This is a genomic window from Vogesella sp. EB (genome assembly GCF_001037925.1).
Taxonomy (GTDB): domain Bacteria; phylum Pseudomonadota; class Gammaproteobacteria; order Burkholderiales; family Chromobacteriaceae; genus Vogesella; species Vogesella indigofera.
In genome coordinates, this window is sequence record NZ_LFDT01000002.1 from 85619 (window position 1) to 108352 (window position 22734).

The 22734-nt window shown below is 58.3% G+C and carries 21 protein-coding genes and 1 CRISPR repeat array (1 of these 22 running past the window's edge); of the genes, 7 read left to right on the top strand and 14 right to left on the bottom strand.

What is annotated here, in order from left to right; all coding sequences use genetic code 11:
* Nucleotides 1–209: a CRISPR direct-repeat array (repeat unit 29 nt; unit sequence GGAAACACCCCCACGGGCGTGGGGAAGAC); it begins 186 nt to the left of the window's first position.
* Between the two features lie 47 nt (nt 210–256).
* From cas2e to ACG97_RS01935, 11 genes are all read right to left on the bottom strand, one after another.
* A complete protein-coding gene (gene cas2e / locus ACG97_RS01885; protein WP_082133614.1) occupies nt 257–544 on the bottom strand; it encodes a type I-E CRISPR-associated endoribonuclease Cas2e in 288 nt (95 codons plus the stop codon).
* Nucleotides 522–1406, bottom strand: coding sequence for a type I-E CRISPR-associated endonuclease Cas1e (gene cas1e / locus ACG97_RS01890; protein WP_202902680.1), 885 nt, complete (start codon nt 1404–1406; stop codon nt 522–524). The genes cas2e and cas1e overlap by 23 nt, the downstream gene beginning before the upstream one ends.
* Nucleotides 1393–2112, bottom strand: coding sequence for a type I-E CRISPR-associated protein Cas5/CasD (cas5e, locus tag ACG97_RS01895; protein ID WP_047965630.1), 720 nt, complete (start codon nt 2110–2112; stop codon nt 1393–1395). Before cas5e ends, cas1e begins: the two co-directional genes overlap by 14 nt.
* A gap of 7 nt (nt 2113–2119) precedes the next feature.
* Complete coding sequence (gene cas7e, locus ACG97_RS01900; RefSeq protein WP_047965631.1) at nt 2120–3139, bottom strand: type I-E CRISPR-associated protein Cas7/Cse4/CasC; 1020 nt, start codon at nt 3137–3139, stop codon at nt 2120–2122.
* Nucleotides 3140–3162: 23 nt separating this feature from the next.
* Nucleotides 3163–3801 (bottom strand): type I-E CRISPR-associated protein Cas6/Cse3/CasE, encoded by a 639-nt coding sequence (gene cas6e, locus ACG97_RS01905; RefSeq protein ID WP_047965632.1) that lies wholly within the window; start codon nt 3799–3801, stop codon nt 3163–3165.
* Nucleotides 3798–4325 (bottom strand): type I-E CRISPR-associated protein Cse2/CasB, encoded by a 528-nt coding sequence (gene casB / locus ACG97_RS01910; RefSeq protein ID WP_047965633.1) that lies wholly within the window; start codon nt 4323–4325, stop codon nt 3798–3800. Before casB ends, cas6e begins: the two co-directional genes overlap by 4 nt.
* A gap of 70 nt (nt 4326–4395) precedes the next feature.
* Nucleotides 4396–5817: a type I-E CRISPR-associated protein Cse1/CasA gene (gene casA, locus ACG97_RS01915; RefSeq protein ID WP_202902681.1), complete on the bottom strand. Its 1422-nt coding sequence runs from the start codon at nt 5815–5817 to the stop codon at nt 4396–4398.
* A 2-nt stretch (nt 5818–5819) separates the two neighbouring features.
* Entirely contained in the window at nt 5820–8381 is a 2562-nt protein-coding gene (cas3, locus tag ACG97_RS01920; RefSeq protein ID WP_202902682.1) for a CRISPR-associated helicase Cas3', read from the bottom strand.
* A gap of 471 nt (nt 8382–8852) precedes the next feature.
* The gene (locus ACG97_RS01925; protein WP_047965635.1) at nt 8853–10898 is read right to left on the bottom strand and encodes a DUF262 domain-containing protein; all 2046 of its coding nucleotides are present in this window, start codon (nt 10896–10898) and stop codon (nt 8853–8855) included.
* Nucleotides 10891–12336 carry a DUF262 domain-containing protein gene (locus ACG97_RS01930; RefSeq protein ID WP_047965636.1) on the bottom strand — a complete coding sequence of 482 codons (1446 nt, stop codon included), beginning with the start codon at nt 12334–12336 and terminating at the stop codon, nt 10891–10893. The genes ACG97_RS01925 and ACG97_RS01930 overlap by 8 nt, the downstream gene beginning before the upstream one ends.
* 213 nt (nt 12337–12549) lie before the next feature.
* Nucleotides 12550–13443, bottom strand: coding sequence for a LysR family transcriptional regulator (locus ACG97_RS01935; protein WP_047965637.1), 894 nt, complete (start codon nt 13441–13443; stop codon nt 12550–12552).
* A 93-nt stretch (nt 13444–13536) separates the two neighbouring features.
* On the opposite strand from ACG97_RS01935, the gene ACG97_RS01940 reads away from it, so the two are divergent.
* Nucleotides 13537–13950 carry a hypothetical protein gene (locus tag ACG97_RS01940; RefSeq protein ID WP_047965638.1) on the top strand — a complete coding sequence of 138 codons (414 nt, stop codon included), beginning with the start codon at nt 13537–13539 and terminating at the stop codon, nt 13948–13950.
* Between the two features lie 186 nt (nt 13951–14136).
* Here ACG97_RS01940 and ACG97_RS01945 read toward each other — a convergent pair whose 3' ends face one another.
* Nucleotides 14137–14988: a LysR substrate-binding domain-containing protein gene (locus ACG97_RS01945; RefSeq protein ID WP_047965639.1), complete on the bottom strand. Its 852-nt coding sequence runs from the start codon at nt 14986–14988 to the stop codon at nt 14137–14139.
* 77 nt (nt 14989–15065) lie between these two features.
* Between ACG97_RS01945 and ACG97_RS01950 the strand changes: the two genes are divergently transcribed.
* The gene (locus tag ACG97_RS01950; protein ID WP_202902683.1) at nt 15066–15794 is read left to right on the top strand and encodes a LysE family translocator; all 729 of its coding nucleotides are present in this window, start codon (nt 15066–15068) and stop codon (nt 15792–15794) included.
* 515 nt (nt 15795–16309) lie between these two features.
* On the opposite strand, the gene ACG97_RS01955 is transcribed toward ACG97_RS01950, so the two are convergent.
* The gene (locus ACG97_RS01955; RefSeq protein ID WP_047965640.1) at nt 16310–17233 is read right to left on the bottom strand and encodes an AraC family transcriptional regulator; all 924 of its coding nucleotides are present in this window, start codon (nt 17231–17233) and stop codon (nt 16310–16312) included.
* Nucleotides 17234–17450: 217 nt separating this feature from the next.
* Here ACG97_RS01955 and ACG97_RS01960 point away from each other — a divergent pair, with 217 nt between their 5' ends.
* Nucleotides 17451–18605, top strand: a complete 1155-nt coding sequence (locus ACG97_RS01960) for an NADH-dependent flavin oxidoreductase (RefSeq protein WP_047965641.1) — start codon at nt 17451–17453, stop codon at nt 18603–18605.
* Nucleotides 18606–19022: 417 nt separating this feature from the next.
* Here ACG97_RS01960 and ACG97_RS01965 read toward each other — a convergent pair whose 3' ends face one another.
* Nucleotides 19023–19517: a helix-turn-helix domain-containing protein gene (locus ACG97_RS01965; RefSeq protein WP_047965642.1), complete on the bottom strand. Its 495-nt coding sequence runs from the start codon at nt 19515–19517 to the stop codon at nt 19023–19025.
* A gap of 250 nt (nt 19518–19767) precedes the next feature.
* Here ACG97_RS01965 and ACG97_RS01970 point away from each other — a divergent pair, with 250 nt between their 5' ends.
* From ACG97_RS01970 to ACG97_RS01985, 4 genes are read left to right on the top strand one after another with little or no spacing between them, the layout of a single operon-like run.
* Nucleotides 19768–20751, top strand: a complete 984-nt coding sequence (locus ACG97_RS01970) for an MBL fold metallo-hydrolase (protein WP_047965790.1) — start codon at nt 19768–19770, stop codon at nt 20749–20751.
* 8 nt (nt 20752–20759) lie between these two features.
* A complete protein-coding gene (locus tag ACG97_RS01975; protein ID WP_047965643.1) occupies nt 20760–21653 on the top strand; it encodes an alpha/beta hydrolase in 894 nt (297 codons plus the stop codon).
* Between the two features lie 48 nt (nt 21654–21701).
* Nucleotides 21702–22112 (top strand): hypothetical protein, encoded by a 411-nt coding sequence (locus ACG97_RS01980; protein ID WP_047965644.1) that lies wholly within the window; start codon nt 21702–21704, stop codon nt 22110–22112.
* A gap of 54 nt (nt 22113–22166) precedes the next feature.
* Complete coding sequence (locus ACG97_RS01985; RefSeq protein ID WP_047965645.1) at nt 22167–22580, top strand: tautomerase family protein; 414 nt, start codon at nt 22167–22169, stop codon at nt 22578–22580.
* The last annotated feature ends 154 nt before the right edge of the window (nt 22581–22734 follow it).

Consider the following 22734-nt stretch of genomic DNA (forward strand, 5'->3'; position numbering starts at 1 on the left):
AACACCCCCACGGGCGTGGGGAAGACTACCGCCTGCTCTGCCGCGCGACGCGTCAGCCGGAAACACCCCCACGGGCGTGGGGAAGACGGGGCGACTGTGTCCAACTCCAGCTTTATGGAGGAAACACCCCCACGGGCGTGGGGAAGACGTTTGCTTGGCTGTTGCGCTACCTCGGTTCCTAGAAACACCCCCACGGGCGTGGGGAAGACACCAAGATCCGGTAGCGGATCGCGGCGAACGATACCAGATGATGCGTTTATTTCGAATTCAGGGTTTCGACGATGAGTTGCAGGCCGCTGATTTCGATTTGCGGTTTGCGCGGTGGGCCGATGGTGTACAGCCGGTAACCCGGTGCCTGTGGCTGGCTCATGAAAATCATCACGCCCGACTCTGCCGGACAATGACTCAGCAAATAGTCCACGACGGTTTGCGCAACAGAATCCTTGATGCCAGAAACAAACACGTTGGCGCGCGGTTCGACAAACCACAGTTTCATGCGCCCGCGTACTGCTGGCGGCAGTTCATTGGCGAGCACGACGACCACGCTTACCTCCTCCCATCAAGGTTTGCACATCGTCCACGGCCTGCGTCAGCAGGTCCATCTGCAGGGCCCGTTCGCGAAACCGGCCGGAGACCACCTGTTTGTTGTAACGTCCCGCCAGTTCTTTGGTAAGCGAAAAGGCCAGGTCAATACACAGGTGTTCCTTGTACAGGTCGGCCATATCGTACACAAAGGGCAGCGGGCTTCCCGAGTGGATAAACCCGATGTGCGGCGAGTAGCCCAGACTGTGAATCACCGAACACAGGATGCCGTACAAGGCGGCATTGCAACTGGTGAGTACCTGATTGGTGATGTCGGATAGCTCCATCTTGCCCGGCACATACTGTCGCCCTTTCCAGCCCACCTGATAATGCTCGGCTTTCTGCTGGTAAAGGATGCGCACACGCTGACCTTCCATCCCCATCATGGCGGCGAGGCTTTTGCCAGCCAGTTCGGCATCGGGAAAGCGGCGGGCGTACATCTGCCGTGCCACCTCCAACACCTTGTCGTCGTCTGCGGCCAACCTTATCTGCTGCTTGAGGTTGCGGGTGTCGGCGGTGGGCAAAAAGCCTGCGGCGTAAAACAGCAGGCTGTCCTCGCCCACCCAGCTGACCGCGCAGTTGGCCGCCACTATGGTTTTGACAGCCTCATGGGTAATGCTGGTGCCGGGGCCGAGCAAGAGTGTGTTGATAGTGGCGATGGGCAGGGGAATGACCTGCCCATCGGCATCCAACCATTTCACGCTGCTGTCGTCCACCTCCAGCCGCCCGCGCTCCAGGTACAGAAACGGGTATTTGTCCCGAATCTGCGGCAGGGATTCACGGGTGACTTTCACCAAGAGGCGCTGGCCGTCAGCCATCAGCATCGACCGGTAGCACGGTTACGCGGCGGTCGCGATAACGCTTGTGCTGCCCAAATTGCAGCGGCACGTCATTAAGCGTGATCACCTCACCATCGTGCTCGCCCTGGCGCACGGCAAAGCTGGGCGCCCTGCCCTTTTGCGCAGCAAGGTTGGCCGCAGCCGCCAGCGCATCGCCTGCCGTGGCGAAAACGCCCTGATAGACCAGCTCGGTCGGCACGCACGTCTTGCGACCCAGGTATATGTCCCATGCCGGGTTTTGCAGAGCGGCGCCCAACGTTTCAGCCTCATCCGCCGGCACTTGCAGCGCCACGGCAAAGGCCATGTCTTGCAGGTAGTAGCGGTAGGTCATCTTGGTACCGCCCCCGACCGCCTTTTTACCTTCGCTGGTTTTGGGGATCAGCAGGCTTTGCCAGGGGTCGGCATCGTCGTAGCCACTGCCCACCATGTGAAAGTCGCGCAGTAGCGGCAGGCGCGGCGTGGCTTTGCCCAGCTTGTCGGCCGGCGTGTAGGCCAGCAGTTGCAAGTCGAGGTCGGCCAGGCGCGCCAGCCATTCGTGCTGTTCGCCACCTGCGCCCAGCGCGCAGCACAGCAAGCCCAACACGCCGGATTTGGTGGGGAAATCCAGCGTGTCGCGGCGGCCAAAACGCGAGTCGTGCCCCCAGGCTTGCAGCGGTCCCTCCAGCCACAGCAGCAGATAAGGGTGGTTCATGGCTGCCTCACTCGACATGGGCTTGCAGGCGGGCAATCAGCGCGTCGATGCTGAAATTCTCGTCTTCGCCCCACTCGTAGTCGCCCACTTTACCAAACAGGCTGCCAGCCAGTTTTTCTTTCTTGCCCAGGTAGGTTTTCAACTCACTAATGCTTGGTTGCAGATAGCCGCCTTGTGCCTTGACGGCGGTCTCGAACGGCACTTGCAGACGTTGGCCGCGACGCACCAGCACCTTGGCGAATTCCCACGGCGAAGCACCGGATTGCGTGGTCTGGCGAGCGGACGGTACGGCAACGAACAGTGCCTTGGTGAAGGCCTCGATGGCGGCTTTCAGGTTGGCATCCGGCCCCAGCGTCTGCGTCAGTTGGCCAAGATCGAGGCTGATGTAGCGGTAGTAGGTGGCGGCGTTGAATTCCAGGCTGCCCATGTGGGCGGAGCCGAGTTCGTCTTGCAGATCGTCCAGCGCGGTGAAGAACTCGACCTCGTTGGTAACTTTATGGGTGGAAATGGCGTGGGCGAAGCTGGCGGCGGCTTCGACGTTCATGTCCGGTGCCTTGGCGACCATGCGGCCAAACAGCGCAATGTCCAGCGCGTCAATGCCCGGGTTCAGTGCCTTTTTGCCGACCTTGCCCAGTTCTTTTTCCTTGATGGCTGCCGCGTCAAAGCCCAGCTCTTTGGCGTAGGCGGCAAAGGCATCGGCTTCAGTCGCGCTGATGAACAGCAGAGTGTCATCACTGAGTACTGCGGCAATTTTTTCGGCGCAAAGGTTGGCCGCAGCCTCTTCGGCACCGGCACGCTGCATGGCAACCGTCAGCAATTCGCTGACTTTTTTGGTGCGCACCCCCAGCTTGATGCCGAAATCCTGCATCGACAGCCGTACCTGGCGCTTCCAGCATTGCGAGCTGACACGTGCGCGGGTGGTGCCGCCGACCACAGCAGATTTGGGGGCGCCCACGTCGTCACGGTTCAGGCAGGTCACGGGGAAGGATTGCAGGATGTGATATTCGATACGCAGTTTGTTTTGCATGGCAGTTCCTTGATTTTTAAGACTCATTCGGTCATCGGGACAATTTGCAGCAGCCCGCAGCCAAAGGCGCGGCCACGGCCGATGCCGCGCGCAACGCTCTGGCGGAAGGTGTCGGCGTCAGCCACGCGCAGTACGCCGGTAATGTGGGCTTGCGCCAGCGTGACATCGCGCTGGGCTTTTTCCCTGAAGCGCAAGACTTCGACGCGCTCGACCTGCAGCGTGGCAGGGTCGACCACAAACCCCCAGCTCGCCTCAGCGCGCGCCATGAACCAGTCGGCTATCGCCTCGCGCCCTTTGACCGGCAGCAGTTTTTTGCTGGCGTTGTCGCGACGAGTGGGGTTGATGACGATGCGGAAGCGGTAAAGCCGGTGATCCATAAAACCGGCCGGCAGCGCCCGGCTGTTCACCTCGCCGTACTGGCCGTCAACGTTGGCCGCAGGCGGGCGGTCGGACAGCAGCATCACCTTGCGGCCGCGCCCATCGCCGCCGAGATCGGCAAACTGGATGCCGCTGGCTTCGCTGGCCTGTTTGTCGGCTTCGCTGCGCTGATCGGGAAACAGACTGTAGACCACGCGATGCAGCGAGTACGGGTCGGTCAGCCGCAATGCCTGGCAGTCTTGCCGCGACAGATGCAGCACACTGGCAAAGAGGGTGTCGCTCATGCTGCATCCTCACTGTCTGGTTTGTCGTCAGCCTTACCGTAAAACTCTTGCGCCCACTGTGCCTTGACGCGCTGCGCATCAAAGTGGAAAGCCAGCAATTGCTTGAGCAGGCGCTGATAATCCAGTGCCTGTCCGGCCTTGCTGTCGATCAGCGACAGTTGGCCGCGCAGGATGCGGCACAGCTCGGCCACGTCATCGCAAGCCAGCAGGCGGCGCAGGCGGGCCTTGGCCTGATCACTGTTATTGCCATCCTCGTAGCAGGCGGCTATCGCGCGGCCCAGCGTCAGGCTCCCATTGGCCGTGTCTTTGGCACGCGCGATGCTGGCGGCCACGGTCTGGTAAGCCAGACGCGGGTGGTCGTATTCCAGCCCAATGCCGAAACTGGCAAGCACGTCCCAGCTCTGGTATTCGGTAGCGGGGTTGTCGGCGCGACGCAGGCGGGCAGCAAAGCCCTTGTCGTCCTGACAGCGTGACAGGACATGGCCAACAAAGCTGGCTGCCTTGTCGGGTTTTACTTCGGTCATGGGACCTCCTGTTGCAGGTATTTGCTGAGATTGGGGCGGTTTTGCGCCCAGGCATCCAGCTGCCGGGCGGTCAGATTCGGGCACAGCCGGTCAAAGGCCGCATGAAGGTTGGCCGCAAAGGTTTTGCGCAGTCGCGGCGGGCGATACGGTTTTCTTCGCCGGTGTCACAGAGGTCAAACAAGCTTTGCGCGTGGCGTTCGCACAGTTGCCAGAACAGGGCGGTGGCTTGCTCGGCCAATGGTTTGCCATCCACAAGTTGCGCCTTGTAATAGCCAAGTACGCAGGCGTAGAGCTGCCGGGCCAGTGCATCGAGCGTGGTCATTTCGGTACTGAAGTGGCTGTACCAGTGATCGCCAAGGACTTGGGCATGCAGCCAGGCAGTCGATTCGACATAGTCGTCATCGCCGGAGACGTACTGTTCACCCGCATTGCTGCTGACGCGCAAACCACCTGACCAGATGGCAAACATCCCGCCATGCGAGCAAGCGCGGCGGATGGCACAGCGCAATTGCAGGCAATCAAACTCGCCCCGTTCCGCCACCAGAAAGCCCAGCAGGCTGGTCAGCTCGCGCCACGGGCGCTTGCCGGGGTTGACCCACAGCACTTTTGGGTCTTTGCCCTTGCGGTTGATGGCGATGCTTGGGTCGATACCGCCAGCTTTGTAATCGGGATGCGCAATGCCTTCGCTGTAGTGCAAGCCGTTTTCGGCCAGCAGGCAGAAGCGCGATAGCGGCAGCAAGCGCCCCATCAGGCTTTGCTGGTGGCGGCGGGCGGTGTCGCAGTATTCGCCTTGCGGCATGGCCTGCCACGGCGCATCGCCCAGCCCAGCCGGATAGAGTGCAGACTGCTCAATGTCCTGCGTTGTGAGCAGATTAAGCGTCAGGGTCTGCCACAGGGTTTCGCCCAACACAAAGTTGTGCAACAACCCCATGAAACCCATGGACGGGCCGGTTTTGCCGCTGGCGGGTTTGCCCTTGTCGTTTTGCTTGCCACGGTAGCCAGGGCTTAATACCACGCTGTTGTCGGTCTTCTTGCCTGACAGGGCAAAGCCCATCTGAACGAGCAAGAGCAAAGCCTTGTCCGCATCGTCCAGCGCCCGTTCCTGCTGGCCCTGACTTAACACCGTGGTGTTGCCGGTGGCAATTTCGGCCAGCACCGTGCCGTAGCTTTTGATTTCGGCGCGTGCGATCGCCGGCATCTGCAGAAAAGGCTCTTCGCCATACAGATAAAAGCGGTGATGCCATTGCTCGAGATAGGCAAGGCAGCTACCAGCAAGGTCTGACTCGCTCAAGGCTTGCCAGCCGGCCTCGTCGTCCGGCGTGGCCGCGGCCTGGGCGATGGCCAATAGCAGCTTCATCAGCGCGATTTTCTGTACCGGGTTGCCACCCAAGGCACGGTATTGCGGATTGCCGAACAGCTGCGCCAGGCTCACGCGGCCAACGTCGGCAATCGGTATCCACGGCTCGTCGATCAGGTTGAAACGGTTTTCCATGCTTAGTCCTTGTGGGTGACGCGCTGGTAACCCAGATCGTCGCGGTAGCGATATTCGTGTTTGTCCGACACGGGCTGACCATCCAGTGTCATGACGCGGTCTTGCCCATCGACCAGCGCCACGCGTAGCGATGCGTGTTCGACTTCGGGTGCACCAAGGTAAAACACATTGCCCAGGCCGAATGCGGCCAACCTTTTACGCAAACTGGCCGGCGGTGCACCGGCCGGGCGCAGCTTGAGCAGCTCGGCTTGCAGGGTGATGCTCAGCTCGCGCCACTCGCGTGGCGACAAGCGATGGCGCAACACTGGCAGGTGGCAGACACGACCATCGAGCAGGGTCAGCTCGCTGCTGCCGTCATCCCCCAGCCGGATGCCGCGCAACAGCAGCACGTCTTGCGTGTCCTGCTCGCTGTAGCGGGTGGACGGGTTGACGTCAGATTCTGTGCTGCCGACTGTTGCCAGCGTGGCCAGCGCAAGACGTTGCAGCGCTTGCGTCCCCTTGCGGCGGTAGGGCTGGCGGGTTTCTCCGTTGAGCAATTCGTATTGCCAGCGCGCCATGTCGCCCTCTTCTGCCTGCTCGGCATAGCTGTGTTCCAGCAAGCGGCGAATGTCGTCAGGCAAGGTCAGGCTGGTGATGGCTTGCCAGCTTTGCAGGCTGCGACACAGCACATAAGGACTGTAGACGGCGGCACTCGGGCCAAATGCGGTGTAGGGGTCGGCAATGGCGCTGGCCACATCCGGTGCCAGCAGCCAGACCTCGGCGCTAGCGTTGCCCACACGCGGGGTATCGGGGTGCCGCCACAGGCGGCCCAGACGTTGCAGCAGCAAGTCTGTCGGAGCAAAGCGGCTGACGAGGAAATCGGCATCGATATCGAGCGACTGTTCCAGTACCTGGGTGCCCACCAGAATGCGGCCTTGTGCTGCGCGTTGCGGCCAACCTTGCTTGCCGAACAGGCCAACCCAGCGGTCTTCGTTATGCTGGCGCTGACTGTGGATGAAGCGTGAATGCAAGAGGCCGCATGCCACGCCCATACCCGCCGCACGGGCGGCCAACGTCTGGTAAATGGCTTGCGCCTCGGCCACGGTGTTTTCTACCCATAACACTTGCTGGCCGGCTTCTGCACGATGCAGGGCTTGGTCGAGCGCCGCGCGGATGTCGTTCATCCGCTGGATCGCGTATTGCCGTGCGGTAGGCGGAGGCGCGGGGATTTCGTTGACGGCTGACGCATCGAGCGGCAAGGCGCTGATCAGCGGGTAATCCTGCCGCGCCACGCCGGCCTGCAGCAGTTGTTCGCGCCGTGCTTGCGTGAGCGTCGCGCTCAGAATGATGACGGTGCAGCCCCAGTCGCGTAGCTGGCTGACCAGCTGTTGCAGGATGGTGCCGGTGTAGAGGTCGTAGCTGTGGACTTCGTCCAGAATCACCACCTTGCCAGCCAGGCCGAAGGCACGTACAAAACCATGTTTGACGTTCATCACCGCCATCAGCGCCTGATCAACGGTCCCAACGGCAAAAGGTGCCAACAGCCCGCGCTTGGCCTGCTGGAACCACTCGCCACCGGGGCGGCCTTCCTCGCCCATTTGCGCCTGCATCAGCCAGGCCATGCCATGCAAAAGCAAGCCCTGCCGGTGAATGCAGTCAGGCTGCAATATGGCTTGCAGGAAGGGTTCAAAACGCTCGTAGAGTTTGTTGGAGGTGAGCTGGGTCGGCAGCGCGAAATAAATGCCGGTGGCCTGCCCTGCGGCCAGCATGCGATAAGCCGCGTACAGCGCGGCTTCGGTCTTGCCCTGCCCCATCGGCGCTTCGAGAATATAGACACCGGGACCGGTGATGCTTTCCACCAGACTTTGCTGAATGCCGCGCGGCGAAAAGCCGAACATATCTGGGAAACTCAAGCCAGGACGGATGCGCGGCGGCACAAAACCCGCTTCGTCCAGTGCTTGAGTAATGCGTGGCCGCCAGTCATCGGCAGGGTTTTCAAAATGCGGGCCGGAACCAATCCAGTCCGCCACGCTGGTGAGACCTGCCAGCATGCGCGCCTGCGACGGGGTGACTTGCGCCGGCCAGTCCGCTTGCAGTGCCTCTTTCAAGGCATCTACCAGTGCCACACGCTCGGCCTGCCAGGCTGGGCCACCGAAGACCTCACCATTGGTCTGATAAATGCCAACGGGCGGACGAAAACCATGATGCTGCCCCAGCACTTCAGCCAACAGCGTCGGCACGCCCATGGCCAGCGCAGCCAGCTGGCTGACCCCGGCATGGCCGCCCCATTGCTTTTCCTTTTCGGGGTCGTGCTCGGGGTTATCCAGCGGCGGCAGGCTGCCAGCGGCGCAGTGCTTGCGGATTTTGAGATAGAAAGTCGGGCTAACCTTGCCGATATCGTGGCTGGCGGCTACCAAGTGGGCATTAGCCGGAAATAGCGCCTGGTGCAGCGCTTGCGGCCAACGTTGCAATATTTCACGGGCGACTTCACCGACGATGCGGCAATGACTGAACACATCGCGTCCCGGCAAAGTCTGGCCTTGCGAGTTTTGCCAGGTTTTTGCCGGGCAACGGGCGAATTTCACTGCGACTTCTGGCATGGCTGCCGTTTTTGCTGGCCGTCTTGGCATAAGCTCACCCTCATCAAGACCAAAATCATATACAAGAATGATGCAAATTGAATTGATAGAGGTGAATCAGCCCTCGCTATGAAAGTAACCACGGCCTGCGAAGGCTTCAAGATGGGTGGCCAGCAGAGCAAGGGCTTGCTGTGATAGCGGTACGATGTGCATCGCGCACATTTTCATGCGCTCGGCTGGGATCTGCTATTCCGCCCGCTCGATGTCGAATCATCCCCGCGGGCGACGCGCAATTCACCAGACCGGACAAAGACCTGCGCTCTGGCCGCCATCGACAGCGGCAGATCATCGGCCAACGCGGCCAGTATCGTCTCCATGAAAAATTGCCGGTTCTGGGTACAGACCGGCCATTGTCATTTTTCTAGGCCAGGGCTGGCCACAAGACTCGTAGCGATTCAGTATCTAGGAAACCAGGGGTCACTCCATCTTTGCTGCCTCAGCTGCCAGCACCTCCAGCATTTCGACCTGATGCGCTGCAATCTCGGGTTCTCGCCAGCAGCCTTCCTTCTTCATCAACCGAATCATCGAGAGTAGTTTGAGGCTATCGATCTGGTTATTGGCAAGACTCGCTTCGAAGTGTTCCCGCTTCTGTTGGGGCTGAAAGTTGCTCAGGCGCGAGTTCTTGCTATGACTGATCAGGCAAAGATTGCCAAAGGAATGGAGCGCGTTGGTGTCGATCGGATCGTAACCATCCATGGGATGCTGGGGTGAGAAGTGCTCCACAGAGCTGCGGAAGGTGAACTCAAAGGGGCCAGCCACTTTATCGCTATACCGGTCTTTCACCCACAGCAGATAGTCGAGGAAGTTAAAGACAAAGTTGTTCTCGATATGGCCAAAACGCAGTTTGGATTTAATCACCTCATACCAGCTTTCATCGACTTCGATACCGGGCAGCAGGGAGTGATTACAGTAGAGCATCTGGTAATAGGTAGCCCCTTCACCCGGTGCCAAAAAGCGCTGGAAGACAAAGCAGCGAGCCTGACTCTCCAGATAGGTAAGATAAGCCCCCGCCCCCACCGGTTGCTCAGGGTGACAGTTGTCGAACAGATAGCGCAGAGCGCCGTTAAGCCAGTGCTTGTAAACCAGGGTTGGGGTCGATACATGAAACGCAGACAGCAACATCAGGATCCGCCGATTCACTCCATCAAACCCGTCCTCGTTCTCATCAAAGGTATTGATGTAGCTGACGCTCTCTTTTGAATACCAGTGCAGCCGTTTCAGACTCCAGCCATCTTTGCCATCGGCAAACTCGCGCTTGATGATGAACTGATCAAACAGGTACTTGCTCTTTAACAGGCCATAGATAAAGCGCTGGACTACCGCTACCGGATCCGGCTGCCTTATCACCCGCAGCTCAAACTGATCGACCAGCTGTTTGTCATCAAGCGGCACCCCTTCCGTGCTAGCGGGGTCACGGCTGACGAGTCGCAGCACATGGAGCAGAAAGTTGGAGAAGTTGATGACGCTGTTAAAGCGCTCCGAGCCCGCACTCTCCTCCTCCACCTTCTTCTCTACATCGAGCCTGTCATCCTGCAAAATAGCCAACAGCGTGCGTCCCTGGCTGCTGGCAGTCACACCATCACCGGTGTTATCAGCCGAGTTGGCGCTACAACAGGGTGCCAGCAGATCGAGCAGGTGGGCAAAATCCCGGGGCACAAACTGTCCCCAGTCTTTCTGGCCGAACAGGCGGTGACGCTCATCCGGTGTAAAGCCGTACTGGATATAGCGCTCCATATTGGCACAGGCATCCCATACCCGGGTCAGCACATGGATGCTCTGGCGACGAGTCTCCTCCTCGGGGATCCGGTTCAGCGTTTCCATCAGCCGCGCCTTGACCACCTCGTGCTTTTCCAGCTGCTCGCCGCGATTGTTCATCGCCTCGAAGAAGTGATTGAGATCGGTATCCTTGGGCACCTCGATGCGAGAGATCTGCACATGTTTGAAGAGGTAGTCACAAAAGGCTGTCAATCTGGCACCAACCAGGCCAAGCTCAGCCAATGCTTTGCCGATCAGTTCAAAACCGTTCACCAACCCTTCGTTGAAGGCACTACTACGCAAATCGTGGGGAGCAACGCCCTGCCATAAGCGCTCGAAGGTGTGACTCGAGACCGGACGGCTTTCGAAGGAGAGGTTAATAGCGCGATACCAGCTCATGTCTACCGCCATTTCCCCCTGATGCTTGAGCCAATTGGCCAGCAGCGAAAGGGTGGTAAAGCGCTGCTGGCCGTCGATCACCTCAAAGCTGCCGTCACCTCGGGCAAACACCACCAGCGTGCCGATATAGTAGGTTTGCGGCCCCTTATCACTGACCGATTTGTGCTGATAGTCGAGCACATCCTGCAGCAACTGGGTGATCTCTCCCTCGCCCCAGGCATAGTTGCGCTGGTACATGGGCACCAGATAACGTGCGCTGTCTTCCAGTAGCGCACGAATGGAAAAGGGGCGAACGCCTGCGTCATTCATAATATTTCATCTCCCGAAACAGCCCGACCAGCTCATCTTCGGAGCCGTTGCGATTGTTCTTGTTCTCTTGTCTGCTCATGCTCGGCAAAGGGAAACCGTGCAGATCACCCGGCAGACGTGCATCACGAATGGCGCGGATCAGATTGTGTTCCAGCACGTAGTTATCCATGGTGGCCAATTGCACCACCTGCTGGCGAATGCGGCAGCGATAGGCCCAGATAAAGCACTTCTCGATGGCCAGTGACAGCCCTTGGCTGCCGAACTTGTCGATATAGAAGATCAGGGCGCAGTCGAACATGGCCCGTACATAGCGATCGCCGGTGCGATGACGCCGTTCATAACTGCTCAAGGTAGAGAGTACCTTGCATGCCATCGGGGTCAGCGCTTCACCCAGCAGCGTGACCGATTGCCCCTGTACAGGGCCAGACTCCTTGGCCACGATGGCAGCCACCCGCTTCTGGTAGTACTCGGCCATCTCGAAAAAGCGCCTGCCATTGATGATCATCTGGTCGAGATGAAACGGGAATACCATACGCTGGCCGTCTATCTTGCGCTGATATTGGCTGTTGTACTCATCGACGAAGTGGTGGGTGATGCGAAGCGACTCCACATAAGGAAAGTGCCCTACCCGGTCGAGATTGACCCCCTTGAAGAGATCCACCTCCCCCTTGCCAAAGTAGCGAGCCGACTTGCCCTCGGCCCACTGACGCACCCGATAGAGATAGAGGGCGAACAGGTTGGCCAGCTCGTCGCTTGGCAGGCGCTCCCAATGGGCAACTGCCTCGGCCTTGAGGCTGGCTTCATGCTCAGCAAACTCGCGCAGGTGAAATGCCTTGAGCAAATCGTGGGGTGCCAGATCGCGCCCCCGGGCGTTTTGTGAATCGAAGAACTGGAACGCCTCCGAGATATCCCGCAGCACAAAGCAGACCACCTGACAGCGGTTGAGCAGAAAGTCAATTTGCTGCTCGTCAAACTCTGGTCGAGCCACCAGCCTGCGCAGCTCCAAATAGTTGCGCCGGAGGTTCAGCTCCGAATCCCGACTGGAGAAGTGCTCGCGTGCCATAAAGTCATGGATGGGTACCTTTAATGCTGCCAGCTGTTGCCGCAGATCCTGGCGTTGGAATCGGGTTGCCCGCTCCTTGACACTGCGGCTTTCTTCATCTAGTACCTCGATCAGCGCCTTGACGGTCAACATCAAGGTCAGGGTGCGTTGCTGACCATCGACGATATCGAGCGTTTCGCCTATATCAGCATGCTGGTGGAACACCACAGAACCCAACCGGTAGGCGCTCTTGTCCCGATGGGTTGCCAGATCGGTAAAGAGATCCGAGATATTTTTGGCACCCCAGCGGTAGGGACGCTGATAGTCGGGGATGGCCAGCTGCTTGATGGCCAGCAACTGGCTCACTGACAGCACCTGATTGTTGATGCTTTCCATCACGCCTCCTTGGGTAGCGGCAGGCCGCTGAGGGACTTCTGGGTGTAGTCGATCCACTGCTGAACGTAGAGCCTCATTTGAGGGGTGATGGTGTGATGACATAAAAGCTAAACTCTCAATGTAATTACTGCGCACTTGGGAGACTTGAATCGCCCCGGCTTCTATAGCCATTCCTGCCCGATAATCCAGCAGCATTTGCGTAAAATCTGCAAGCTAGGGGTAACTTGCACCAACCGGCTCTACTCGAAGCGACAACCCACTAATCTCCCTGTAGAACAACCGGCTTAATTGCTCCACCCCAGACTCGGCACCATCACGCGTATACAGTGCCAACTGTACCGGCGGCAAGTCCGGCAAGTGCTCATGGCGCAGAACCTGTACCCCTGCTGGTAACGTGCCCGCAAGTAGGGCACTGATGCCAAGCCCTGCCTGCAATGCCACCTGCACTGCCTGCAGATTAGAGCTCTCGAATACGCAACGCCATGCCACCCCGGCCTGCTGCAAACTGGCAAGTGAAATATCACGCCACAGGCACGGTGCCGCAAATAGCACCAGCGGTAACGTAGAGGTCGTCAGGTCGAGAGTTGTCAGGCCCGCCCACAGCAAAGGGCAGGAGACCTGCCACCGTGGCGTCAAGCCCAGCGGCCAGGCAGGATCCGCGATGATCAGATCGAGCTCGCCGACAGCGAGTAATTCACCTAGCCGGGTGGTTGACGCCACCGTGATGCTCAGCTGCCAACGAGGGTGAGCTGCAACGAAATCGCTCAGCACTGTCACCAGTCGCGCCCCAACGACATCCTCGATCAAGCCGATGTGATAGCACCTCTCCTCATCCTGCTCACTCGCCCCACAACCGGGGACCAATTCGTCGGTCAGTGCCAGAATACGTTCGGCGTATGGCAACAACGCTGCCCCGGCCATGGTTGGCACTATGCCGCGTGGCGAACGCAGCAGCAGCGTCTGACCGATATGCTCTTCCAATTTGCGAATCTGTTGGCTCAGCGCCGGCTGTGTACGTGCGAGTCCACTGGCTGCCCGGTTAATGCTGCCAGCACGTAGCACTGTCACAAAAGCACGTAGCAACCCCGTATCGAGATCAGTAGTCATAACACAACCTTATAACTAGTCCAATAAAATACAGTCTACCTATAACATGTCCATTGAGCCACAATCGACCACCCCTTACTCTAGGACGTCATCATGTATTTCATAACAATTCTAGTAGCGGTGGCTGGCTCGGTAACTTATCACCTGTCACTCAAGCACTTGCCCGCCACGCTCAACCCGTTCTTTTCACTTGTGGTCATTTATGCCTTCGCTTTGTTGATTAGCCTGGCGGGCATGGCGCTCTATCCAACCGGTAGCCGTAGCCTGAGTCAGCTCAACTGGAGCGTCCTGGGCGCGTCCCTTGGCATCATTGGCATTGAGGTGGGCTTCCTACTCGCCTACCGCGCTGGCTGGAGCATGGGTTACACCGCCTTGAGCACTAATGTGCTGACCACCTTGATGCTCCTACCACTTGGCTATCTGCTGTACCGAGAGCAACCTACAGTGGAGCGACTTGGTGGTCTGTTGCTCTGTTCAGGCGGACTGTGGCTGTTGTTACGCCGCTGAGCATCGCGCTAACTCTTCAAGACCTGCGAAATGCGAAATGCGAAATGCGTAACACTGAATCCATGGGATGGACTCCTCCCTCCTGATACGGCATCAACGTGCCAGACTGAAAGTGTCAACAAACCAGTCAACAGAAACGAGGAGTCCACCATGAGGATGATGCGCATCGGCATCGATCGCGGGCATTCAATACCTCAATTCCTGGAAAATCAATTCGGCAAGAAAATCGCAAGGTGGTCTTGTGGACTGTGCACTGCGCGCCAGGACCATTTCCAGTTCCGCCAGGCGAGGCAAGCCCTCGGCCACGCCCAGCTGAATCAAATGTGCAGGAACACCGCAACGTGCCAGCGGAGCAATAGCCAGACCGGCATCGACCATGCTCACCAGACCTTGAATGCTGGGGCTTTCATACGACATGCGATAGGGGATGCTGGCCCCCTGCAGTGCCTTGATGGCGTTGGCGCGGGCGACGCTGCCTTCAGCAAACACAGCGATGGGCAGAGGGCGCTCCTTCCATATTGGTCGGCTTATTGCCGACCCAACCCATACCATGGGTTCCAGACGGATGAACTCCCCTGGGCAGCTTTTGGTTCTGGTGATGCACGCTAGATCGAGAGTGTTGTCTTTGATTTGCAGCGCCAACTCATGGCTGGGCCGGCCGACTACCTGAATCTCGACTCTGGGGTAAGTGACCGAGAACTTCCTCAATACCGGTGGCAGCAGAGAGGAGGCATAGTCGTCCGGCATGCCTATGCGTACGCGGCCTCTGATTTCCGGACGGACCATCTCGGCCCATGCTTCATCGCGCAATGCCAGCATCTGGCGGGCATAGCCCAGCAGGGTATGACCATCTGGCGTGAGCACCAGATTGCGGGTGTTTCGAATGAACAATGGCTTCCCCAGTGCGGCTTCCAGCGCCTTGATCTGCATACTGAGTGCGGATGGCGAGCGGTGTACCTGCTCGGCACCTGCAATGAAGCTGCCACTATCTGCCACGGCTACCAGCATGGCGAGTACGTCCAAATCCAGTTTTTTCATTTAATCAGAAAATCTGAGCAATCGATTAATTTTAATTGGTTTTACTAAATCCTGTCAGCATCGAATACTCATTGCCATTGAGCAAGTTCGATGCGCGACAGCTGGCCTTGCGACGGATGGGTGCAAGAACTTTTTACGGTATTCGCGAGAAACGGATGGGAGTGATCAAAATGCAAGAAGCTGCTTCGCTTTATGGCTTTCTGACGGTTGGCACCATGATGGCGATCACACCGGGCCCCAATATGCTCTATGTGATTTCTCGCTCCATTGCGCAGGGACGGAGGGCTGGGCTGATTTCGCTTAGTGGCGTGCTCATTGGCTATCTGTTCTATATGTTTGGTGCGGCATTTGGTATCACCGCTTTCTTCCAAACGCTGCCCTATGCTGCTCGCGTCCTGAGTGCAGGGGGGGCGGCATATCTAGCCTACCTTGGTTGGCATGTCATCCGGCCGGGTGGTCAGTCGCCCTTACAGATTCGCGGACAGTTACCGCAGGAGCGTCCAAGCAAGCTGTTTTTAATGGGCGCCAGCACCAGCCTGCTCAATCCCAAATTGGCGATGATTTTCCTAACCCTACTGCCGCAATTCATCGACCACCAGCGTGGTCATGTCCTGCAGCAATCCTTGTTGTTGGGTTCCTTGCTGATTGTGGTGTTTGCCTTGGTAAATGGCAGTGTGGCGTTATTTTCCGGCAGAATCGCGCAGTTTCTGTCTTGTCGCCCAGGTTGGCTACTCGTGCAGCGTTTGCTGATGGGAGGAACTCTGCTTGCCCTCAGCGGGGAAATGGCACTGCAGGCTTGGCGCTGAATCCACACCGTGCAACACCATCACGACGCCGCACACGGCATCAAGGACAAGTATTGATTTGGCTGTACTTGCCAGAGGGCTATGCCTCGAATACATAGCGACCTTGAGAGTTGTTGTGCTGGCCAATGCAGATAATTCGCATGCAGGCGACATAGTTCGCGGTCTAAAGGGACGGAAACCAGACCTTCGGCTTCAAAACAAAGGTAATGGTAATGGTAGATAGGTGACTCTGAGCGGTCGCTCGGGGCAGATGGTGCGGCAGGCCGCTTTAGCCGACCTGCAGCCGACCGGGTGAGAACTCCGGCAGATCGTCGGCCATTGCGGACATTCACACCAATAAATTACATTGGCATCTAGCGCCCGTGAGTAGACGTTCGAAGTGCCTGCCAAATTCGATTTGGCTGAGGGGCGAGCGTAATTTCAAGGCATTGTATGCAGGGGCGACCGGGTCGCAGTAAGTGCTTCAGTGCCGTGGGAGCCATCAGCAAGGCGTGTCCTGCGGAGGCTGGCCGCCCCTAAAAGTTGTGTCGGTCTCTTGCCCAGGTAGATTCCCGCATCCGCTTGACATCTCGATTTGGGGGTTCCCCGAATAGTCGGCTGTACTCCCGGCTGAACTGGGATGCGCTCTCATACCCCACGCGCAGCGCCGCACTCCCTGCGTCCAGATTCTCATTGAGCATCAACTGCCGGGCATCCAGCAGGCGCAGGTTCTTCAGATACTGCAAGGGGCTCACACCGACGACGGCACGAAAATGCTGCCGGAAGCTTGACGGACTCATGTGGGCTTTGGCCGCAAGATCATCCATCTGCACGTTCTCTGTGTAGTGCTGTTTCAGCCATGTCACCACCTTGGCGATTTGCTGGTTCGGCGAGCCGATCGCAACCAGGCGGCGCAGGTTGGGCCCATGCCCTCCGTTCAGCAGGCGGATGACGATCTCCTGCTGAATCAGGGGAGCAAGGAGGGGAATCAGCGACGGTTCGGCCAGCAGCCGGAGTAGCCGGGTCAGTGCATCCTGCAGGCCCTTGTCCAGCGCCATGAGGGAGATTCCCTGTGTGGTGGAAGCGTGGAGTGCCGTCGCAAACTCCATTTCCGCCGCCAGCTGGGCAATGAGGCGCGCATCGAGCTCCAGCCACATTCCGAGGAAAGGTTCTGCAGCGCTGGCGCGAGTGATATAGGCCACCACGGGCATGTCCACGGTCGTGATGAGCGACTGCCCCGCCCCGTAGTCGAAGATCTCGTCGCCTCGCGTGATCCGCTTGCGCCCTTGCACGATGAGCACAAGGCCCAGGCCATAGATGCAAGGCTTCGGATCGGTGGTGGAGCTACAACGACGGAGCTTCAGCGAAGGAATCAGGGTGTCGTAATCTCCGTCAGTTTGTGCAATTTTTCCAATCAGACTAACAAGCTCTCCGATGTTGGATCTTGATGCTGAGATCATTAATTACCTCTATTAAACCAGTGGTTTGCCAGCATTTATCATGTTTGAAGCTTAGCACCGGCACAAGAGAAGCAAATAACTCCCTGATCACATCTCGTCATTTCAGGCAAGAAAAGCGATGGTTTTGGCAAGCGACGCCAGGGCCTTCCGGAGCACACTGCGTGACACCGGATCGCACTCGAACGTGCTCACTTTTCACCTGCGGAGATTCAGTTCAATGACCCAAACCAGCTCGAAGCTGTTTCAGCCCTTTGTATTCAAGAACGGCCTGACCTTGCGCAACCGCGCCGTGATGGCACCGATGACGACATGGTCGGCCAATCCGGATGGCAGCATTTCAGATCAGGAAGTGGCCTACTATCGTGCTCGCGTCCGTGGCGTCGGCATGGTGGTGACTGGCTGCACGCATGTGACGCCGGATGGCATCGGCTTCACCGACGAATTTGCCAGCCATGACGATCGCTTCATTCCGAGCCTGCGCCGCCTTTCGGACGCAGCCAGGAGCGGCGGTGCGCCAGCCATCCTGCAGATTTTCCACGCCGGTAACAAAGCCTTGCCGCAGCTCGTGCCGGATGGCCGCGTTGTCAGTGCCAGCGCGCTGAAGGTGCCGCCCAGCCCGTTCAACGCTGCCGAGGTAACCAGTCACGCCCTGAGCGGACAAGAAGTCGAAGAGATCATCGTAGCTTTCGGCGAGACAATTCGCCGGGCCATCGAGGCCGGCTTCGATGGCATCGAACTTCATGGCGCTCATGGCTTTCTGATCCAGAACTTCTTCTCTCCTTTGTCCAATCAGCGCGATGATGAATGGGGCGGCTCCCTTGAAAACCGCATGCGCTTTCCGCTGGCGGTGGTGCGAGAAGCACAGCGGGTCATTGCAGCACACGCCAAGCGGCCTTTCCTGCTGGGCTACCGCATCTCGCCTGAAGAGACCGGCGAAGGGGCCCTGCGCATTGAGGATAGCTATGTGCTGATCGATCGCTTGATCGAGGCCGGCGTCGACTACCTTCATGCCTCGCTCTTTGATATTCCGAACGCCAAACCCGTGGGCAACACCGGCGAGCGAACGACTGCCGAACTGCTCGTCGAGCGCGTTGCCGAGCGCATCCCGCTGATTGCCGCGGGCCTTGTGCGGACGCCCGCCGAAGCAGAAAAGGCTCTGGACACCGGTCTGTCTCTGGTTGCGATCGGCCAGGGGCTGGTGATGAACCCGGCATGGATCGAACTCGCAGCCGAGGGCAGGGAAACAGAAATTGCCACCGTGCTTGATTCTGATCGCGTGCCGCAACTGGCGATCCCCGACAAGTTGTGGGGCGTCATTCAGGCCGTGAAGGGCTGGTTTCCACTCGCTGAGGCAACATCGCCTGCCTCTTGATGCTTCCTGGAAGCAACTTTGCCCGCAGTCCGCCTATCTCCCACTACCTGCGGTTTATTTTCAACGCCCGACCTCGTTAATTGGTCGGGCTGACTGAATTGACTAGGTTTGCATGAAGTCGTGATAGCTCAAGTCGGGAGCGATGAGAGTCAACCTGGCTGCCGATAAGAGCTGGGAGCGGCGGGCGACTGTGGCCGCACAGGCGGAACGGGCACATTTGCCGCCGAAGCAGTACCCGTTCTGTAGCCGGCTCAGGGCTTCTGAGCGCATCTCAACGCACCAATTCGCCCTAACCGTCCATCAGTGGGTCGCCACAGTTGGGCTGGATCCTTCGGTCTATGGAACGCCTTCCATGTGACGCACCAAGGCCACTCTGATCCACAAGCGCATCGGTAGCTTTGCGCTACATGATGTGCGTCATGACGCAGACTCTGCCTTCTCGTTGTCGGCCTGGAGCTCGCCCAATACTGAGCGCGCCGGACGCGGCGCACCAAGATGCAGGTAACGTAGTTCATCCATAACGGCACTCCAAAGTGAAGGGCCGCCCTTTTCCAGCACTTCCGCGCGCAAAGCCGCCTCCTTGCTTGGAGCTGTATGCCGAAGACCCCAGACAGCCATCTGTGCGAGCAACGGTACAAGCTGTATGGCCGCTTCCGTGAGGCTGTAGATTCCTTTCTGCTGATGATTCGGATCCGGAGATCGAGTCAGCAGGCCAGACGCGGCCAAGTGCTTCAGCCGGCTTGCGAGGATGTTCGAGGCGATGCCTTCCTCGTTTTGCTCCAGCAGGGAGCCATAGCTGCGCCGGTTTCCGAACATGACATCGCGGATAACGATCAGGCTCCAGCGGTCGCCAATCTGCTCAAGCGTCAGGTTGATCGGGCAGCCCGATCGTCTTGTTTGTTGCACAGCCATTCTCCTTAAATCACTACTTGCATTATGCAAGCAGTTGAAATACCATTCAACCACTTGCACTTTGCAATTGGTTTTGAGGCATTGGCGGATCAACAGAGGAATCGAACATGCGTGCGGCTTTCATCACGGGTTACGGCGGGAATTCCGCAGTGCAGGTGCCCGGAAAGGTGGCTACAGCGACATGCTGGCATTCCGCAAAAGATCACTACGTATGTACGTATCCCACTACACACACTGGTTAGGAAACACTATGAAATTCTCCACAATCACTTCGCGTACCGTGCTCGCGGCATCGTTAGCATTCGCTGGCACCGTCATTGCTGTCGCACCGGCCCAGGCTGCCGCGCCGATGCAGCAGAAGCAGGTTCCGGGCTTCTATCGCACGATGATTGGCGACTATGAAGTCACTGCACTCCACGACGGCAGCGCCGGCATTGACTCCAACCTCCTGCATGGCGATCCGGCGCTCATCCAGTCCCTCCTGGTGCGCTCCTTCCAAAACGATCCCAAGAATGTCTCTGCCACCGTCCAAGGCTACCTCGTCAACACCGGTTCCAAGCTCGTTCTGATCGATACGGGTGCTGGCGGCCACTGGGGTCCACCCGCGCTGGGCAAGCTCGTGCAGAACTTGAAGGCCTCCGGCTACAAGCCGGAGCAGGTTGACATGGTGCTGCTGACCCACCTTCACGCTGACCATGCTGGCGGAATCTACAAAGACGGCAAACGCGTTTTCCCGAACGCGACCGTGATGATGAAGAAGGCCGATGCCGACTTCTGGCTGTCGAAGGAAATCATGGCCAAGGCCCCGGAAGACGCAAAAATCTTTTTCAAGGTGGCACAGGATGCAGCCGCGCCTTACATCGCTGCCAGCAAATGGAAGCCGTACGAAGGCATGGACGAGATCGTCTCCGGCATCGCACCGTATGCCATTCTCGGCCATACGCCCGGTCACACCGGCTACATGATTTCCTCAAAGGGTCAGTCGCTGCTGGTTTGGGGTGACACCGCTCACGTCCTCGCCGTCCAGATGCCGCACCCGGAAATCGGCATCGTCTTCGACTCAGACGGCGCGACGGCCATCAAAACGCGTGAAGATCTTATGGTGAAACTCGCCGCGGACAAGACGATGATTGCTGCCGCCCACATGCCGTTCCCAGGCCTGGGCCGCATTCGCAAGGCCGACACCGGCACTGGCTACGACTGGGTACCCGCAACTTTCCTCAATCTGAAGTGAGCTGAGCCATGGCCTACGATTCATCTTCCGCCCGCAAGCTCCGCGAGGCGATGTTCGCCTTCAACATTGTGCATCCCGTACGCACCATCGAGACGCTCCGCGTCGGCATGGAGGCAATTTCACAAGCAAACCCGCCAGCGGTTGACCTGACCGTCGAGCCGACCGAGCTCGGTGGCGTCGCCGCGGTGGCGATTACGGCGCCCGGCGCATCCAAAGACCGAGTCATCTACCATTTTCACGGTGGCGGCTGGGTGGCTGGCTCTCCTGCCACGCATCTGGGCATGCTCGGAGAACTGTCTCGAGCGGCAAAGTCCCAGGTCATCGTCCTGGACCACTCCTTGGCACCCGAGCATCCATTTCCGGCGTCCTACGACGAGTCCATCCGTAGCTACGAAGCAGTGCGTGCGCTTGGCAAGCCGTTCGCCGTGACAGGAGACTCCAGTGGCGGTGGCATGGCTCTCAATGTTCTTGCCTACGCGTCCTCGAAGGGCCACAAGGACGCGCGAGCAGCGCTACTCATTAGTCCATGGGCAGACTTGACGCTGACGCTGCCCTCATTAACGCAGTTGGCCGAGCGCGACCCAATGGTCAACGCGAGCGCGATGGGGGAGATGGTCGAAGCTTACGCGGGCAACCAAGATTTGAAGGATCCGCACATTTCCCCCCTGTTCGCCGACATGCACGGCTTTCCTCCACTGCTCATCCATGTCGGAAGCGACGAAGCACTTCTCGACGATGCGCTAGAAATTGACCGAAAGGTGCGCGCAGCTGGCGGCGAGTCGCACCTTGAGGTTTGGCCGGAGATGCCGCACGTCTGGCACATTCAGACAGCCTCTTTGCCTCAGGCCCACGACGCGCTGCAGAGAGCCGGCAAGTTTCTCATCGGGCACCTTGAGAAATAGCACGCGCACGCCCTCTACGAAGACTTAGACACTAGATAGGAGATTGTAATGACTACTGACACCAACACGCCGGGAACGGCATGGATGCAAATCGTCATGAAGAAAGGAACGAGCGACTTCGCGAAGTCGTTCACCGCTGACGTCAACCTTCAGACTTCAGCTCTCAGCAAGGCCGTGGTCGGCCCGACACTCATCGGGGCGTTCTTTGCCGCGACGAGTACGATGTACGAACACTTCGTGTTCACCGCGGAGACGGTTGACGGTGCGAAGACTTACCTTGAGTGGGATGCCATCCACAGTGACAAGCCGGTCGCCGGCACTACCATACTCACCCGGAATGAGTCTGGCCTCATCAACAACATCAAACTTTTCCAGAGCCCGTTCTCCGTCGTTCGTGAATTCTCGTCTGGCCTCAAGGAGCGACTCGAAGGAACACTCGGTCAGGACTTCTTTAGCTAAGCAGGAACAACAACCAACTTCATCGCCTCATTTAACACAACCGAGGAAACAACCATGCCAATGTTTCACGCCCACATTCCGGCTCAAAAATTCTCTAGCGAAGAGAAGCGGGCTCTGGCGGATGCCTTAAATCTCGCTCTTCATGAAGCCATGGATACGCCTATGGATGACCGTTTCGTCATCATCAGTGAGCACAAGGACGATGAATTCTTCATCCATCCGACTTTTCCTGATTTGAAGAGATCCGACAGGCGCATGATCGTAACGGTGACGTCCGGTACGAGCAGGACAGTGGAGCAGAAACGCAAGCTCGCGGAATTGGTCACCCGATACGCAGTAGAAAAGGTTGGCGTCAGCCAGGACGATGTCACCCTGATGATGTATGCCATTCCCTTGGAGAGCATGAGCTTCGGCGGTGGAAAGCTGGTCTCTGACATCGACCTTTCTATGCCTTGGGTAAACAAGTAAGAAAGACGACGCTGCCCTGCTCTTGTAAACGGGGCATCGAAATTGACCTTGATGCGGATGTCTCGCTCGTTTCTCAGGCGTGGGGCTCATGTGGCTCCGATCCGACAGCATTCTCTGGTCAGGTATCGGTATGAATACAGCCACCACCCCGGCT

Coding starts and splice junctions, on each gene's coding strand:
- ACG97_RS01970 (WP_047965790.1), top strand. CDS start 19,768: ATGAAATTCTCCACAATCACTTCGCGTACCGTGCTCGCGGCATCGTTA.
- ACG97_RS01940 (WP_047965638.1), top strand. CDS start 13,537: ATGTATTTCATAACAATTCTAGTAGCGGTGGCTGGCTCGGTAACTTAT.
- ACG97_RS01925 (WP_047965635.1), bottom strand. CDS start 10,898: ATGAATGACGCAGGCGTTCGCCCCTTTTCCATTCGTGCGCTACTGGAA.
- cas6e (WP_047965632.1), bottom strand. CDS start 3,801: ATGAGCGACACCCTCTTTGCCAGTGTGCTGCATCTGTCGCGGCAAGAC.
- ACG97_RS01975 (WP_047965643.1), top strand. CDS start 20,760: ATGGCCTACGATTCATCTTCCGCCCGCAAGCTCCGCGAGGCGATGTTC.
- ACG97_RS01980 (WP_047965644.1), top strand. CDS start 21,702: ATGACTACTGACACCAACACGCCGGGAACGGCATGGATGCAAATCGTC.
- ACG97_RS01955 (WP_047965640.1), bottom strand. CDS start 17,233: ATGATCTCAGCATCAAGATCCAACATCGGAGAGCTTGTTAGTCTGATT.
- cas5e (WP_047965630.1), bottom strand. CDS start 2,112: ATGAACCACCCTTATCTGCTGCTGTGGCTGGAGGGACCGCTGCAAGCC.
- casA (WP_202902681.1), bottom strand. CDS start 5,817: ATGGAAAACCGTTTCAACCTGATCGACGAGCCGTGGATACCGATTGCC.
- ACG97_RS01930 (WP_047965636.1), bottom strand. CDS start 12,336: ATGGAAAGCATCAACAATCAGGTGCTGTCAGTGAGCCAGTTGCTGGCC.
- ACG97_RS01945 (WP_047965639.1), bottom strand. CDS start 14,988: ATGAAAAAACTGGATTTGGACGTACTCGCCATGCTGGTAGCCGTGGCA.
- casB (WP_047965633.1), bottom strand. CDS start 4,325: ATGACCGAAGTAAAACCCGACAAGGCAGCCAGCTTTGTTGGCCATGTC.
- cas7e (WP_047965631.1), bottom strand. CDS start 3,139: ATGCAAAACAAACTGCGTATCGAATATCACATCCTGCAATCCTTCCCC.
- ACG97_RS01965 (WP_047965642.1), bottom strand. CDS start 19,517: ATGGCTGTGCAACAAACAAGACGATCGGGCTGCCCGATCAACCTGACG.
- ACG97_RS01960 (WP_047965641.1), top strand. CDS start 17,451: ATGACCCAAACCAGCTCGAAGCTGTTTCAGCCCTTTGTATTCAAGAAC.
- cas1e (WP_202902680.1), bottom strand. CDS start 1,406: ATGCTGATGGCTGACGGCCAGCGCCTCTTGGTGAAAGTCACCCGTGAA.
- ACG97_RS01985 (WP_047965645.1), top strand. CDS start 22,167: ATGCCAATGTTTCACGCCCACATTCCGGCTCAAAAATTCTCTAGCGAA.
- ACG97_RS01935 (WP_047965637.1), bottom strand. CDS start 13,443: ATGACTACTGATCTCGATACGGGGTTGCTACGTGCTTTTGTGACAGTG.